General features: G+C 69.9%; 14 protein-coding genes. 8 read left to right on the top strand and 6 right to left on the bottom strand.

Annotated features, from left to right (window positions below; genetic code table 11):
- Positions 1-54 precede the first annotated feature (54 nt).
- From ABXJ52_RS24965 to ABXJ52_RS24950, 4 genes are all read right to left on the bottom strand, one after another.
- Positions 55-186 carry a hypothetical protein gene (locus ABXJ52_RS24965; protein WP_367044905.1) on the bottom strand — a complete coding sequence of 44 codons (132 nt, stop codon included), beginning with the start codon at positions 184-186 and terminating at the stop codon, positions 55-57.
- 258 nt (positions 187-444) lie between these two features.
- Positions 445-1,098 (bottom strand): GNAT family N-acetyltransferase, encoded by a 654-nt coding sequence (locus ABXJ52_RS24960; RefSeq protein WP_367044904.1) that lies wholly within the window; start codon positions 1,096-1,098, stop codon positions 445-447.
- A gap of 247 nt (positions 1,099-1,345) precedes the next feature.
- Positions 1,346-2,404: a family 2 encapsulin nanocompartment cargo protein polyprenyl transferase gene (locus ABXJ52_RS24955; RefSeq protein ID WP_367049246.1), complete on the bottom strand. Its 1,059-nt coding sequence runs from the start codon at positions 2,402-2,404 to the stop codon at positions 1,346-1,348.
- 117 nt (positions 2,405-2,521) lie between these two features.
- Positions 2,522-3,928 (bottom strand): family 2B encapsulin nanocompartment shell protein, encoded by a 1,407-nt coding sequence (locus ABXJ52_RS24950; protein ID WP_367044903.1) that lies wholly within the window; start codon positions 3,926-3,928, stop codon positions 2,522-2,524.
- A gap of 243 nt (positions 3,929-4,171) precedes the next feature.
- Here ABXJ52_RS24950 and ABXJ52_RS24945 point away from each other — a divergent pair, with 243 nt between their 5' ends.
- The 3 genes from ABXJ52_RS24945 (at position 4,172) to ABXJ52_RS24935 (ending at position 6,153) form a co-directional block, all read left to right on the top strand.
- Positions 4,172-4,420, top strand: a complete 249-nt coding sequence (locus tag ABXJ52_RS24945) for a hypothetical protein (protein WP_367044902.1) — start codon at positions 4,172-4,174, stop codon at positions 4,418-4,420.
- Between the two features lie 137 nt (positions 4,421-4,557).
- On the top strand, positions 4,558-5,148 hold the full coding sequence (locus ABXJ52_RS24940; protein ID WP_367044901.1) for an N-acetylmuramoyl-L-alanine amidase: 591 nt from the start codon (positions 4,558-4,560) through the stop codon (positions 5,146-5,148).
- A gap of 66 nt (positions 5,149-5,214) precedes the next feature.
- The gene (locus tag ABXJ52_RS24935) at positions 5,215-6,153 is read left to right on the top strand and encodes a pyridoxal-phosphate dependent enzyme (RefSeq protein ID WP_367044900.1); all 939 of its coding nucleotides are present in this window, start codon (positions 5,215-5,217) and stop codon (positions 6,151-6,153) included.
- Here ABXJ52_RS24935 and ABXJ52_RS24930 read toward each other — a convergent pair.
- The gene (locus ABXJ52_RS24930; protein WP_367044899.1) at positions 6,132-7,730 is read right to left on the bottom strand and encodes a Na+/H+ antiporter; all 1,599 of its coding nucleotides are present in this window, start codon (positions 7,728-7,730) and stop codon (positions 6,132-6,134) included. The two genes, ABXJ52_RS24935 and ABXJ52_RS24930, sit on opposite strands and share 22 nt — an antisense overlap.
- Positions 7,731-7,776: 46 nt before the next feature.
- Here ABXJ52_RS24930 and ABXJ52_RS24925 point away from each other — a divergent pair, with 46 nt between their 5' ends.
- The 3 genes from ABXJ52_RS24925 to ABXJ52_RS24915 all read left to right on the top strand — a co-directional run bounded on the left by ABXJ52_RS24925 (position 7,777) and on the right by ABXJ52_RS24915 (position 9,759).
- Positions 7,777-8,037: a UBP-type zinc finger domain-containing protein gene (locus ABXJ52_RS24925; protein WP_160507162.1), complete on the top strand. Its 261-nt coding sequence runs from the start codon at positions 7,777-7,779 to the stop codon at positions 8,035-8,037.
- Positions 8,038-8,284: 247 nt separating this feature from the next.
- Complete coding sequence (locus ABXJ52_RS24920) at positions 8,285-8,698, top strand: anti-sigma regulatory factor (protein WP_135332116.1); 414 nt, start codon at positions 8,285-8,287, stop codon at positions 8,696-8,698.
- Entirely contained in the window at positions 8,695-9,759 is a 1,065-nt protein-coding gene (locus ABXJ52_RS24915) for an RNA polymerase sigma factor SigF (protein WP_367044898.1), read from the top strand. Before ABXJ52_RS24920 ends, ABXJ52_RS24915 begins: the two co-directional genes overlap by 4 nt.
- A 78-nt stretch (positions 9,760-9,837) precedes the next feature.
- Here ABXJ52_RS24915 and ABXJ52_RS24910 read toward each other — a convergent pair whose 3' ends face one another.
- Entirely contained in the window at positions 9,838-10,290 is a 453-nt protein-coding gene (locus ABXJ52_RS24910; protein WP_367044897.1) for a hypothetical protein, read from the bottom strand.
- Positions 10,291-10,382: 92 nt separating this feature from the next.
- Between ABXJ52_RS24910 and ABXJ52_RS24905 the strand changes: the two genes are divergently transcribed.
- On the top strand, positions 10,383-11,351 hold the full coding sequence (locus ABXJ52_RS24905; protein WP_367044896.1) for a diacylglycerol kinase family protein: 969 nt from the start codon (positions 10,383-10,385) through the stop codon (positions 11,349-11,351).
- A gap of 319 nt (positions 11,352-11,670) precedes the next feature.
- Positions 11,671-11,928 (top strand): WhiB family transcriptional regulator, encoded by a 258-nt coding sequence (locus ABXJ52_RS24900; RefSeq protein WP_016639615.1) that lies wholly within the window; start codon positions 11,671-11,673, stop codon positions 11,926-11,928.
- Positions 11,929-12,112 lie beyond the last annotated feature (184 nt).

The raw sequence follows: 12,112 nt of genomic DNA, 5'->3' as shown, positions 1-12,112 counted from the left end.
TCCGCTACTGCTCGCCCAGCAGCCACTGTCCGCTGCTGCTCGCCAGCAGCCACTTCACGCCCGCAGGGCGGTGTCCACGAGGGATCGCACCTCGTCGTCCGAGAGGCCGAGCTCCTGCGCTTCAGCGACGAATGCCCGTACCCGCTCGCCCAGTTGCGCCCGCGCCCGCGCCGCAGTGGCGTCCACGGCGGTCACCCCGTCGCACCGGGGGTTGCGGCAGGGGCCGGGGTCCCACACAGGGACGTACACCCCGCGCAACTTGCGTCGTCTGATGGCCGTACCGACAGGCCGTCCGCAGCTCGCGCACACCGGCTCGCTCCGCGGGCGGGGGCCGGACGGGCTCCCGTCGCTGCCCATGCGTTCAGGGTAGGGCGGGTCGAACCTGCCGGATAGCCCGGCGAGAAGGGATACCGGGAGAGGAGCAGCTCCACGCAGCGCACGGGTTCATGCGAATCGGTCGGTGTCGCCGCCGTCCGTGCCGAAAGGCCGGGGTTCCCGCCACATCGGCCACAGGTGCGGGCCGTCCGGCAGGTCTATGGCCTTGCCGGTGAAATGGAATCCGAGCCGCGTGTACAGCGCGCGGCTGCGGCTGCTGCTCGCCTCCAGATACGCGTGCAGCCCTTCCCTGTCGCAGCGTTCGAGCACGGCGCCGATCAGCGCGGAGCCGAGCCCCTCGCCCTGCCGCTCCGGGCTCACGCCGACCATGTGCAGATACTGGTGGGGCCGGTCGGTGGGGTGCGCCTCGCCGGTCAGCCTGCCGATCTCCTCGATCCGCGCGTTGTCCGGGTCGATGGCCGCGCGCAGCTGTGCGGGCCCCTCTTCGCCGCTGGCGTCCGCGCCGGCCTCCGCGTCCGCGTCTCCGCCCGCGGGGACGGACCACCACAGCGCGACGGCCGAGCCGTCCTCCGCGATGTCCACGTAGCCCTGACTCAGTGCCAGGTCGTAGAAGGCGTCCATCAGAGCGCCGTGCCTGCGGCGGCGGTCCTCCTCGCCGGGGAAGACCCAGCTGCTCACCGGATCGTTCTGGAACGCCACGTCGAGCAGCCGGACCGCGTCCGCTCTGTCGCTCTCCCCGGCCCTCCGGATGACTACGCCCACAGCCCCGCCCCCTTGCCCCTCGCCCGCGCTCAACTGCGCTTACGTCCCCGCTGGTTGCTACGGGTGCAGCCTAGGTGATCGGGTCCCCCGCGCACGGGCGAGCCCCGCACCCTGACCGGATCCCGGCGGGGTGCGGGGCTCGTCTCCTGTCGTCTCCTATCGGTTCCTCTCGGTTCCTCTCGGTTTCTTTCGGTTCCTTTCGGTTTCTTTCGGTTCCTCTCCGTGCGTTCCGTGCGTTTACGTACGTTCAGTGCGTGCGCCGTGTCACGAACTCCGCGAGCGCCAGCAGGCTGCCCGCCGCCTCCGGGACAGGCACCGCGCCGGCGAGCTGGTTGATCGCGCGGGACATCCGGTCGCCCGCGTGCAGCAGCGCCCAGTCCCTGCCGCCCGCCGTCTCGACGGCGTGCGCCATGCGGTCCAGGTCGCCGTCGGCCGACGGGTGTCCGTACAACTCGGCCAGTTCCGCGCCGGCCGGGGTGCCGGAGGCCAGCGCCGCGACCACCGGCAGGGACTTCTTGCGGGCGGCGAGGTCGGCGCGGGCCGGCTTGCCCGTGTGCCCCGGATCGCCCCAGATGCCGATCACGTCGTCGATGAGCTGGAAGGCGAGACCCGCCTCACGGCCGAACCCGTCGAGCGCGTCCACCTCGCTGCGCCCCGCCCCCGCGTACAACGCCCCCACCGCGCAGGCGCAGCCCAGCAGCGCCCCCGTCTTGGCCTCGGCCATGGCGAGGCATTCGTCGAGCGTGACCTCGTCGGGCCCGCGCCGCTCGAACGCGCCGTCCGCCTGCTGGCCCGCGCAGAGCTCCACCACACAGGAGGCGAGCCGGGCGGCCGCCGCCGGGGCCCCGGGGTGCGGGTCCTCGGCGAGCAGCCGCTGCGCCAGCGCCTGGAGCGCGTCACCGGCCAGGATCGCGTCGGGTTCACCGAACACGGTCCATGCGGTGGGCCGGTGCCTGCGGGTGGTGTCGCGGTCGATGACGTCGTCGTGCAGCAGGGTGAAGTTGTGGGTCAGCTCCACCGCCGCCGCGGCCCGGACGGCCAGGGCCTGGTCCCCGCCGAGGGCGCCCACCGCGGCGAGCACGAGCGCGGGCCTGATCGCCTTGCCCGCGTGCCCGGCCGCCGGTGTGCCGTCCGCGTGTTCCCAGCCGAAGTGGTAGAGCGCGACGCGGCGCAGCACTCCGGGAAGGGTCTCGATCGCCCGGCGCAGCTCCGGGTCGACGCACGCCCGCGCCGACGCCAGGATCTCCACCGCCTCGGACGATTCGTGCCCCGCCTGCTCCTGTGGCTCCGTCATGTCCGTGGTCATGTCCGTCGTCGTGTCCGTCATGGACTCACCCCGGGGAGGATGCGGACGGTGGCGTTTCCTGGGCCTGCGGGCGCGTACGGATGGGGTGTACCCGGCGGCGCGCCCACAGACACGGCCTCATCGCCAGCGGCCGATCTCGACGTTCTCCAGCACGCCCAGCGCGTCGGGCACCAGGACCGCCGCGGAGTAGTAGGTCGACACCAGGTACGAGATGATCGCCTGCTCGCTGATCCCCATGAAGCGCACCGACAGGCTCGGCTCGATCTCGTCCGGGAGGCCGACCTGGTGCAGGCCGACGACGCCCTGCTCCTCCTCGCCCGTACGCATACAGATGATCGAGGTGGTGCGGGCCTCGGTGACCGGGATCTTGTTGCACGGGTAGATGGGCACCCCGCGCCAGGTGGGGATGCGGTGGCCCCCCATGTCGATCGTCTCCGGCACGAGCCCGCGTTTGTTGAGCTCGCGGCCGAAAGCGGAGATCGCGCGCGGGTGGGCCAGGAAGAGCTTCGACCCCCGCCTGCGGCTGAGCAGTTCGTCCATGTCGTCCGGGCTCGGTACGCCCTCGTGGGGCTGCAGCCGCTGCTCGTACTCACAGTTGTTGAGCAGCCCGAACTCGCGGTTGTTGATCAGCTCGTGCTCCTGGCGCTCCTTGAGCGCCTCGACCGTGAGCCGCAACTGCTGCTCGGTCTGGTTCATCGGCTGGTTGTAGAGGTCGGCCACGCGCGTGTGGACGCGCAGAACGGTCTGGGCGACGCTCAGTTCGTACTCACGCGGCGCTGACTCGTAGTCGACGAACGTGCCCGGCAGCACGGCCTCGCCGATGTGTCCCGCGGACAGGTCGATGGGCGATTCGCCGAACTTGTTGGTCCGCTGGGCCGGGATGGAGCGCAGCCGCCTCAGGTGCTCACGCAGCGATTCCGTGCGCTCGGCGACCTGCTCCAGGTCCTGGCGCGGCAGGGTGAGCACGGTGCACGCGGTCACCGCGCGCGTCGTGTACTCCCAGATGGCCTCCGGGTCGAGCAGTGCCTGCTCGCCGAAGTAGGCCCCGTCGGCGAGGGTCCCGAGGACCGTGTCGTCCCCGTACGGCCCGGTGCCGATCTTCTCGACCCTGCCGTGCGCGAGCAGGTACACCTCGTCGGCCTGGCTGCCGAAGGAGGTGATGACCGAGCCGGCCTCGAACTCCCGCTGCTGGCAGCGCTGGGCCAGCTCCCCCAGGACCTCGACGTCCTCGTAGTCCCGCAGGGTCGGCAGTTCGCCGAGCTCCGCGGGGATGACCTGGACCCGGTCCCCGGTCTTCACGAACGTCACACGGCCGTCGCCGACCGAGTAACTCAACCTCCGGTTCACTCGATACGTACCGCCCTGCACCTGCACCCACGGCAGCGTCCGCAGGAGCCAGCGGGAGCTGATCTCCTGCATCTGCGGCGCGGACTTGGTGGTGGTGGCCAGATTCCGCGCGGCCGACGTACCCAAGCTCTGCTGCTGCTCGGACTGTTCCGCACGGACCTCTTCGCCTACCGACATTGGCTATGCCCTCCCGATCAAGCGCTGATCTGCGACGACAACCCTTCCAGCACGGTGCGTGTCGGCGCCATTACACAAACGAGCGGGAATGGACCAGGCGAAAGCGGGGCACTCACCCGCGTACCAGGAACGGGGTCCCCAGGGACGGGGAACTCCAAGATCCGTGCATCCGTTGAACAGGACGCAACGGCCGATACTGTTCGTACCGATATGCACCACTCCGCACCCCCGTAGGAGACGGCAATGGCAGGCTTCCTGGATCGCGCCAAGGAACAGGCGCAGCGCGGACTCAATCAGGGCAAGCAGAAGATCGACGAGGTCCAGGCGCAGCGCACGGGCAGCGACCTTCTGAAGAAGCTGGGCGCCGCGTATTACGCACAGCAGCACGGCACGGGAACCCCCGTGGCCACGCAGCAGGCCCTGCAGGCGGTCGAGGCCCACATCGCGACGAACGGCGACGCGTTCCTGCACAGCGGCGACCACCGCGGCTGACCAAATCGGCTCGCACGGTGCCCGAACAGCAACGGATTCCTTCCGAACGGCTGGTCCGGGCACCGTGGTTCCGGTAAAAGCGGGCGTACAAGACGGTCCGCGGCAGGCGGCCGTCGCGCTCCGCAAAGGAGTCGGCCATGGCCCCACCCATGTCCGCGGGCAAGTTCCTGGACGTGCTCAAGGACGAAGGTGTGACGGTCGTCGAAGTCGGCGACTGGCCGCACCACAACCGCAACCACAAGGGGCCGTGGGGGCCCGTGCACGGCGTGATGATCCACCACACGGTCACGTCGGGCAGCGCGCGGACGGTGGAGATCTGCCGGGACGGGTATGCGTCGCTGCCCGGCCCGCTCTGCCACGGCGTGATCACCAAGGACGGCCGCGTCCACCTCGTCGGGTACGGCCGCGCCAACCACGCGGGCCTAGGCGATGACGACGTCCTGCGCGCGGTCATCGCCGAGAAGGCGCTCCCGCCGGACAACGAGTCGAACACCGACGGAAACCGCCACTTCTACGGCTTCGAGTGCGAGAACCTCGGTGACGGCGAGGATCCGTGGCCCGACGCGCAGCTGGAGGCCATCGAGAGGGTCTCGGCGGCCATCTGCCGCCACCACGGCTGGACCCACCGGTCGGTGATCGGCCACCTCGAATGGCAGCCGGGCAAGATCGACCCCAAGGGCTTCACCATGAACGCCATGCGGGAGCGTATCGAGGAGCGCCTCAAGTAGGGCAAGCGCCCAGGGCGGGCCGGCCGCGACCGTGCCCGTCCGCACGGTGCCGGGCAGAATGGCGGGGTGAGCACCACCCCGCCGACCACCCCGCGCCCCCGGCTCCCGTCCCCGCTGCAGGAGCTCCAGGACGACCGGTTCGCGCGGCACGGCGTCACCCTCACACTCAAGCGGGACGACCTGATCCACCCGGACCTCCCGGGCAACAAGTACCGCAAGCTCTTCCTCAACCTGGACGCCGCCGTCGCTGCGGGGCACAAGGCCCTGCTGACCTTCGGCGGCGCATACTCCAACCACCTCCGGGCGACCGCCGCGGCGGGCCGCCTCCTCGGCCTGGAGACCATCGGCGTGGTCCGCGGCGACGAACTCGCGGGCCGCCCCCTGAACCCGTCGCTCGCGCACTGCGCGGCCGACGGAATGCGCCTGCACTTCATCGACCGGGCGACGTACCGCAGGAAGACCGAGCCGGAGATCCTGACCGCCCTCCTGCACGCGACAGGCGCCGAAGACCCGTACGTGATCCCCGAAGGGGGCAGCAACTCCCTGGCCGTACAGGGCTGTACGGCCCTGGGCGAGGAACTGCGCGACCACACCCACACGGCGGCCGTGGCCTGCGGCACCGGCGGCACCCTGGCCGGGATGGCCGCGGGCCTCGCCCCGCACCAGCGCGCGCTCGGCATACCGGTGCTCAAGGGCGGCTTCCTCGGCCCCGAGATACAGGCGCTGCAACAGCGGACCTTCGGCGCTCCCACCGCCAACTGGCACCTCGACGAGCGCTTCCACTTCGGCGGGTACGCCCGCACTCCCCCCGAACTCACCGCGTTCGCGAACGACTTCGAGGACCGGCACGGCCTCCCCGTGGAGCGCGTCTACGTGGCCAAGCTCCTGTACGCGCTGACAGCCCTCTCCGAAGAGGGCGCGTTCCCCCCTGGCAGCACCGTCACGGCCGTGATCACCGCGACGGACGCGGCCGCGCCCACGGCTCAGTCCTCGACCTCCCGGTAGGCCGCGGCCTCCTCAAGGTCCAGCTTCCGCAACAGCGTCCGCATCATCTCGTCGTCGATGCGCCGTTCGTCCCGCATCGTCACGAACACCTCCCGCTCCGCGGCGATCGCCTCGCGGGCGAGCCTGCGGTAGGTGTCGTCGGCGGACTCCCCCGTCACCGGGTTGGACTGACCGAGCCGCTCCCACACGGAGTTGCGGCGCCGCTCGAGGACGGTGCGCAGACGGTCCTGGAGGGGCTCTGGAAGGCGATTGCGCTCGTCCCGCATGAGTTCGTCCACCCGCCGCTCCGCGGCCTGCGAGGCGGCGTTCTGCGCCTGCGCCTCCGCGAGCGTCTCCGCCTGCGCGTCACGCCCCGGAAGCTTCAGGACCCCGATCAGCCACGGCAGCGAGAGCCCCTGCACGACCAACGTGCCGATCACCGTGGTGAAGGTCAGGAACAGGACGAGGTTCCGCGCGGGGAACGGCTCCCCGTCGTCCATGACGAGCGGGATCGAGAAGGCGATCGCCAACGACACCACACCGCGCATCCCGGCCCAGCTGACGATCAGCGGCCGCCGCCAGTCCATGTCGGACTCCCGCTCCTTGATGCGCTTCGACACGAGCCGCGGCAGATAGGTCGCCGGATACGACCACACGAAGCGCACGAGGACGACGAAGAAGAAGACCCCCAGCGCATACCAGGCCGCCTGGAGCCCGCTGTACTCGCCGAGCCCCTTGAGCACGAGCGGCAGTTGCAGACCGATGAGCGCGAAGACCGCCGACTCCAGGATGAACGCGACGACCTTCCACACGGCGGCTTCCTGGAGCCGCGTCTCGAAGTCGACCTCCCAGGAGCGGTGCCCGAGGAACAGGGCGACGACGACCACCGCGAGCACTCCGGAGGCGCCGACCTGCTCGGCGGCCGCGTACGCGACGAAGGGGATGAGCAAGGAGAGGGTGTTCTGGAGCATCGCCTCCTTCATGTGCCGGCGCAGCCAGTGGAGCGGCACCATGAGGATCAGCCCGACACCGACCCCGCCGACCGCGGCCACCAGGAACTCCCTGATGCCGCCCGCCCAGCTCGCGCCCTCGCCGACCGCCGCCGCAAGGGCGACCTTGTAGGCGGTGATCGCGGTCGCGTCGTTCACCAGCGACTCGCCCTGCAGGATCGTGGTGATCCGCGACGGCAGCCCCACCTTCCGCGCGATGGCTGTGGCCGCCACCGCGTCCGGCGGCGCGATCACCGCGCCGAGGACCAGCGCGGCGGTCAGCGGCAGATCGGGGATCAGCAGATACGCGAGATAGCCGACGGCGAGGGTCGCGAACAGCGTGTACCCGACCGAGAGCAGCGCCACGGGTCTGATGTTGGCGCGCAGATCGAGGTACGAGCTCTCCAGGGCCGCGGTGTGCAGCAGGGGCGGCAGGATCAGCGGCAGCACGATGTGCGGGTCCAGGTGATAGTCCGGCACCCCGGGCACGTACGCGGCGACGAGACCCACCGCCACGAGCAGCAGCGGCGCGGGCACCGGGGTCCAGCGGGCGGCTCCGGCCACCGCCGCACTCGCCGCGATCAGTGCCACCAGGGGCAGTACGTCCATCGGTCAGGCCCTCCGCGATACGCGTTCCCGTCGTAACCTGGCAATCATGAACGAGTGCCCGCATGTGGCAGCGCTGCCGCACCCCGAACCCGCGCCGCTGAGCGAGACCTGCCCCGAGTGCCTCGCGGTCGGCAGTCACCCGGTGCAACTGCGGCTCTGTCTCGACTGCGGTCACGTGGGCTGCTGCGACTCCTCGCCCTTCCAGCACGCGACGGCACACTTCAAGGACACCGGGCACGCGGTGATGAGGACGTTCGAACCCGGCGAGAGCTGGCGTTGGTGCTTCGTGGACGGTTCGATCGTCTGAGGCCTGGGTACGTCAACCCGACGCCCGTACTCTCCAATTGGGACCGCGAGACCCCTAGCCACTCTCCGTACCCTTAGGCTTACTATGAGTGACAGCAACGGAGCGGGGTCCCCGGGACACGGAACTGGGGAGCGCGGTAGCGTCACCGCATAACTACGTGGTGCGTTACCCGTGTGACGCAGTCCGGACCGCCGTGGGACGGCGGACCTGGAGCCCCGAAAGTGCTTGTACCACCTTGGAGGTGAGGGTGTCCCAGATCGCAGGCGAGCCCGGGAATCAGGACTTCGTCGAGGTCCGCCTTCCGGCTGCGGGTGCCTATCTGTCGGTGCTGCGTACGGCCACGGCCGGTCTCGCGGCCCGTTTGGACTTCACTCTCGACGAGATCGAGGACCTCCGCATCGCGGTCGACGAGGCCTGCGCGATCCTGCTCCAGCAGGCCGTGCCCGGATCGGTGCTCAGCTGCGTCTTCCGGCTCGTCGACGACTCCCTGGAGGTGACCGTCTCGGCGCCGACCACCGACGGCCGGGCCCCGGAACGGGACACCTTCGCCTGGACTGTGCTGTCCGCCCTCGCGGGTCAGGTCGACTCCTCCGTGGCCGAGGACAACACCGTCTCGATCAGTCTCTACAAGAAGCGCGGCGCGGGACCCGGGCCGGCGTGAGGGGCAGGGAGGGGCCGGTGCGGGACGAAGAGCGCGGCACACGGGGTCTGCCCGGTGGCCGGGGTGGGACGCCGACGAGGGGGCGCGAGGCCCCGGTGGAGCCGGCCCTCACCAGCATCCCCGAGCAGCAGGCCAGGCCGCACCCCGAGGACCCGGAGCAGCCGGGTCCGTCGACTGTGGCTGACGCGTCGGAGCAGGCAGAGCCGACCGCCCAGGAGGAGCGCACCAAGCCCTCCGCCCGGGGCGGCGCGCAACGGGCGGGATACATGAGCGAACACGGTGAGCAGCAGCACACCCGGCACGATCCGCAGGACCGCAGCGGTGCACGCGCGATGTTCATCGAGCTGCGCGAGCTGAAGGACGGCAGTCCCGAGTACGCGGACCTGCGCAACAAGCTGGTCCGCATGCACCTGCCGCTCGTCGAGCACCTGGCCCGCCGCTTCCGCAACCGCGGCGAGCCGCTCGACGACCTGACGCAGGTCGCCACGATCGGCCTGATCAAGTCCGTGGACCGCTTCGACCCGGAGCGCGGCGTGGAGTTCTCCACGTACGCGACGCCCACGGTCGTCGGTGAGATCAAGCGTCACTTCCGCGACAAGGGCTGGGCGGTCCGGGTCCCGCGGCGTCTCCAGGAGCTGCGGCTCGCGCTGACCACGGCGACCGCGGAGCTGTCCCAGCTGCACGGCCGCTCGCCCACGGTGCACGAGCTCGCCGAGAAGCTGGGCATCTCCGAGGAGGAGGTCCTGGAGGGCCTTGAGTCGGCCAACGCCTACTCCACGCTGTCCCTGGACGTCCCCGACACGGACGACGAGTCCCCGGCGGTCGCGGACACCCTGGGCTCGGAGGACGAGGCCCTGGAGGGCGTCGAGTACAGGGAGTCCCTCAAACCGCTCCTGGAAGACCTTCCACCGCGCGAGAAGCGCATCCTGCTGCTGCGGTTCTTCGGCAACATGACGCAGTCGCAGATCGCCCAGGAAGTCGGCATCTCCCAGATGCACGTCTCCCGGCTTCTCGCCCGCACGCTCGCGCAGCTGCGCGAGAAGCTCCTCGTCGAGGAGTGACGAAGGAGCAGACCGCCCCTCCTGGTCTGCTCCTTCGGAAGGTCTTTCGCTCTCGGAAGGTGTGGTCGTGCGGGACGGCTACTTCACGTCGTCCTGTACGTTCCCCGGGCCCTTGATGCCGAGCGCCTCGGTCGTGGCGGGATTGACCAGCAGGATGAGCGCGGCCACCGCGACCGCGGCGAGCGCGATGCCGCCCGGGATGGCCACGCTGTCGGCCTGCAGCAGCTGCCAGGCCACCGGAAGCGCCATGATCTGCGTGATGATGGCGGGCCCCCGGCTCCAGCTGCGGCGGCGCAGGAGGCCGCGGGCGGCGAGCAGGGGCAGGAGCGCGAGGACGATCAGCGTGACGCCGCCCGTCGTGGCCTGTTCCGGGTTGTCGGGGTCACCCGCGAGGCCCATCACGAGCATGTAGACACCGGCGGCGATGAGTGCGACGCCCTCCAGCGCGGCAAGGGCCGCGGCGGCCGTCAGACGTCCGGGACGGGGGCCTGATTCCGGGGCTTCGGGGGTGGGGTTCCGCTGTGTACTCACCCTTGCAGGGTAGCTGTGCGTGTCCGCGCTCCGGCCTCCGGTCCGCCCCCTCGGTCTAGGCCCGTTCATGACCGCTAGGTACGCTGCTTCGCATGCGTGCACTCCTTGTGGTCAACCCGGCGGCAACCACCACCAGCGCGCGCACGCGTGACGTACTGATCCACGCGCTGGCGAGCGAGATGAAACTCGAGGCGGTCACCACGGAGTACCGCGGGCACGCCCGGGACCTCGGAAGACAGGCCGCCGAGAGCAAGGACATCGAGCTCGTCGTCGCGCTCGGCGGGGACGGCACGGTCAACGAGGTCGCCAACGGCCTGCTGCACAACGGCCCCGACCCGGACCGTCTGCCACGCCTCGCCGTCGTCCCCGGCGGCTCCACGAACGTCTTCGCGCGCGCCCTCGGTCTGCCGAACGACGCCGTGGAGGCGACCGGCGCTCTGCTCGACGCCCTGCGTGAGGGAAGTGAACGCACAGTGAGCCTGGGCCACCTGTCGGGAACTCCCGGCACGGAGGACGAGGCGATTCCCGGGCACTGGTTCACCTTCGCCGCCGGATTCGGTTTCGACGCCGGAGTGGTGGGACGGGTCGAACAACAGAGGGAGCGCGGGAAGCGGTCCACCCATGCGCTGTATTTGCGCCAGGTGTTCCGCCAGTTCCTCGACGAGCCGCACCGCAGACACGGAATGATCACGCTGGAACGGGCCGGCGAGGACCCGGTGACCGACCTCGTGCTCTCCATAGTCTGCAACACCTCTCCGTACACCTACCTGGGCAATCGCCCGATGTACGCGTCCCCGCAGGCCTCCTTCGACACCGGCCTCGACGTGCTCGGTCTCAGCAAGCTCTCGACCACCGCGGTGGCCCGCTACGGCACCCAGCTCCTGACGTCGACGCCCGATCGCGGACCCCACGGCAAGCACGCGGTTACGCTCCATGACCTCACCGACTTCACCTTGCATTCGAAGGTGCCGCTCCCCCTCCAGATGGACGGTGACCACCTGGGGCTGCGCACGAGCGTGACGTTCACAGGCGTACGCCGTGCACTGCGTGTGATTGTGTGAGTGGAAGGGCCCAAACTCCTTTCACTCGAACGTTTAGGCCAGGGTCCACCCCATGGAAGTACGGCTGTGACCCAGCCGACACTGAGGAATCAAAAAAAACTTGCCGGAAGGGGTTGTATCCGCCGCCGAGGTTTGCGAATCTCTACATGGCGATCGGGACGGCCCGCAACATCGGCCCCACAGAAAGCCAGAACCCCCTCCTCAACACATAGGACATCGTCGCGTATGTGACGAAAGTCCCTTCCGTCGTCGAGGGATTCGTGAAAGCGTTCACATTCACAAGCAAGCTTGTACGTAATACCAAGGAGAGGTAGCAGCCATGGACTGGCGTCACAACGCCGTTTGCCGCGAGGAAGACCCCGAGCTCTTCTTCCCCATCGGCAACACCGGTCCTGCGCTGCTGCAGATCGAGGAAGCCAAGGCCGTCTGCCGCCGCTGCCCCGTCATGGAGCAGTGCCTGCAGTGGGCGCTCGAGTCCGGCCAGGACTCGGGTGTCTGGGGTGGCCTCAGCGAGGACGAGCGCCGCGCAATGAAGCGCCGTGCCGCTCGCAACCGTGCACGCCAGGCAAGCGCCTGACGGTCACGCCCCCCTACGAGCTTTAGCCCGGCGGCGCGTACAGCGAGTACGCATCTCCCGCCCCCGAGCCGCAGCCGCGCAGTACCCCCCGATGCGCAATGCAACGTGAGCAGTGAGCCCCGGACCACTTCGGTCCGGGGCTCACTGCTTTGCGTATGCGCGTTCCGTATGCGTGTTCCGTAGC

The sequence above is a fragment of the Streptomyces sp. Je 1-332 genome (genome assembly GCF_040730185.1).
In the GTDB taxonomy this organism is placed as follows: domain Bacteria; phylum Actinomycetota; class Actinomycetes; order Streptomycetales; family Streptomycetaceae; genus Streptomyces.
Note: the sequence above shows the minus strand (reverse complement) of the source record. Positions and strands in the feature narration are given on the sequence as shown.

What these genes read in the sequence shown, in the direction of transcription:
- ABXJ52_RS24955 (WP_367049246.1), bottom strand. Translation starts at nt 2,404, where the DNA reads ATGACCACGGACATGACGGAGCCACAGGAGCAGGCGGGGCACGAATCG.
- ABXJ52_RS24950 (WP_367044903.1), bottom strand. Translation starts at nt 3,928, where the DNA reads ATGTCGGTAGGCGAAGAGGTCCGTGCGGAACAGTCCGAGCAGCAGCAG.
- ABXJ52_RS24945 (WP_367044902.1), top strand. Translation starts at nt 4,172, where the DNA reads ATGGCAGGCTTCCTGGATCGCGCCAAGGAACAGGCGCAGCGCGGACTC.
- ABXJ52_RS24940 (WP_367044901.1), top strand. Translation starts at nt 4,558, where the DNA reads ATGGCCCCACCCATGTCCGCGGGCAAGTTCCTGGACGTGCTCAAGGAC.
- ABXJ52_RS24930 (WP_367044899.1), bottom strand. Translation starts at nt 7,730, where the DNA reads ATGGACGTACTGCCCCTGGTGGCACTGATCGCGGCGAGTGCGGCGGTG.
- ABXJ52_RS24925 (WP_160507162.1), top strand. Translation starts at nt 7,777, where the DNA reads ATGAACGAGTGCCCGCATGTGGCAGCGCTGCCGCACCCCGAACCCGCG.
- ABXJ52_RS24905 (WP_367044896.1), top strand. Translation starts at nt 10,383, where the DNA reads ATGCGTGCACTCCTTGTGGTCAACCCGGCGGCAACCACCACCAGCGCG.
- ABXJ52_RS24900 (WP_016639615.1), top strand. Translation starts at nt 11,671, where the DNA reads ATGGACTGGCGTCACAACGCCGTTTGCCGCGAGGAAGACCCCGAGCTC.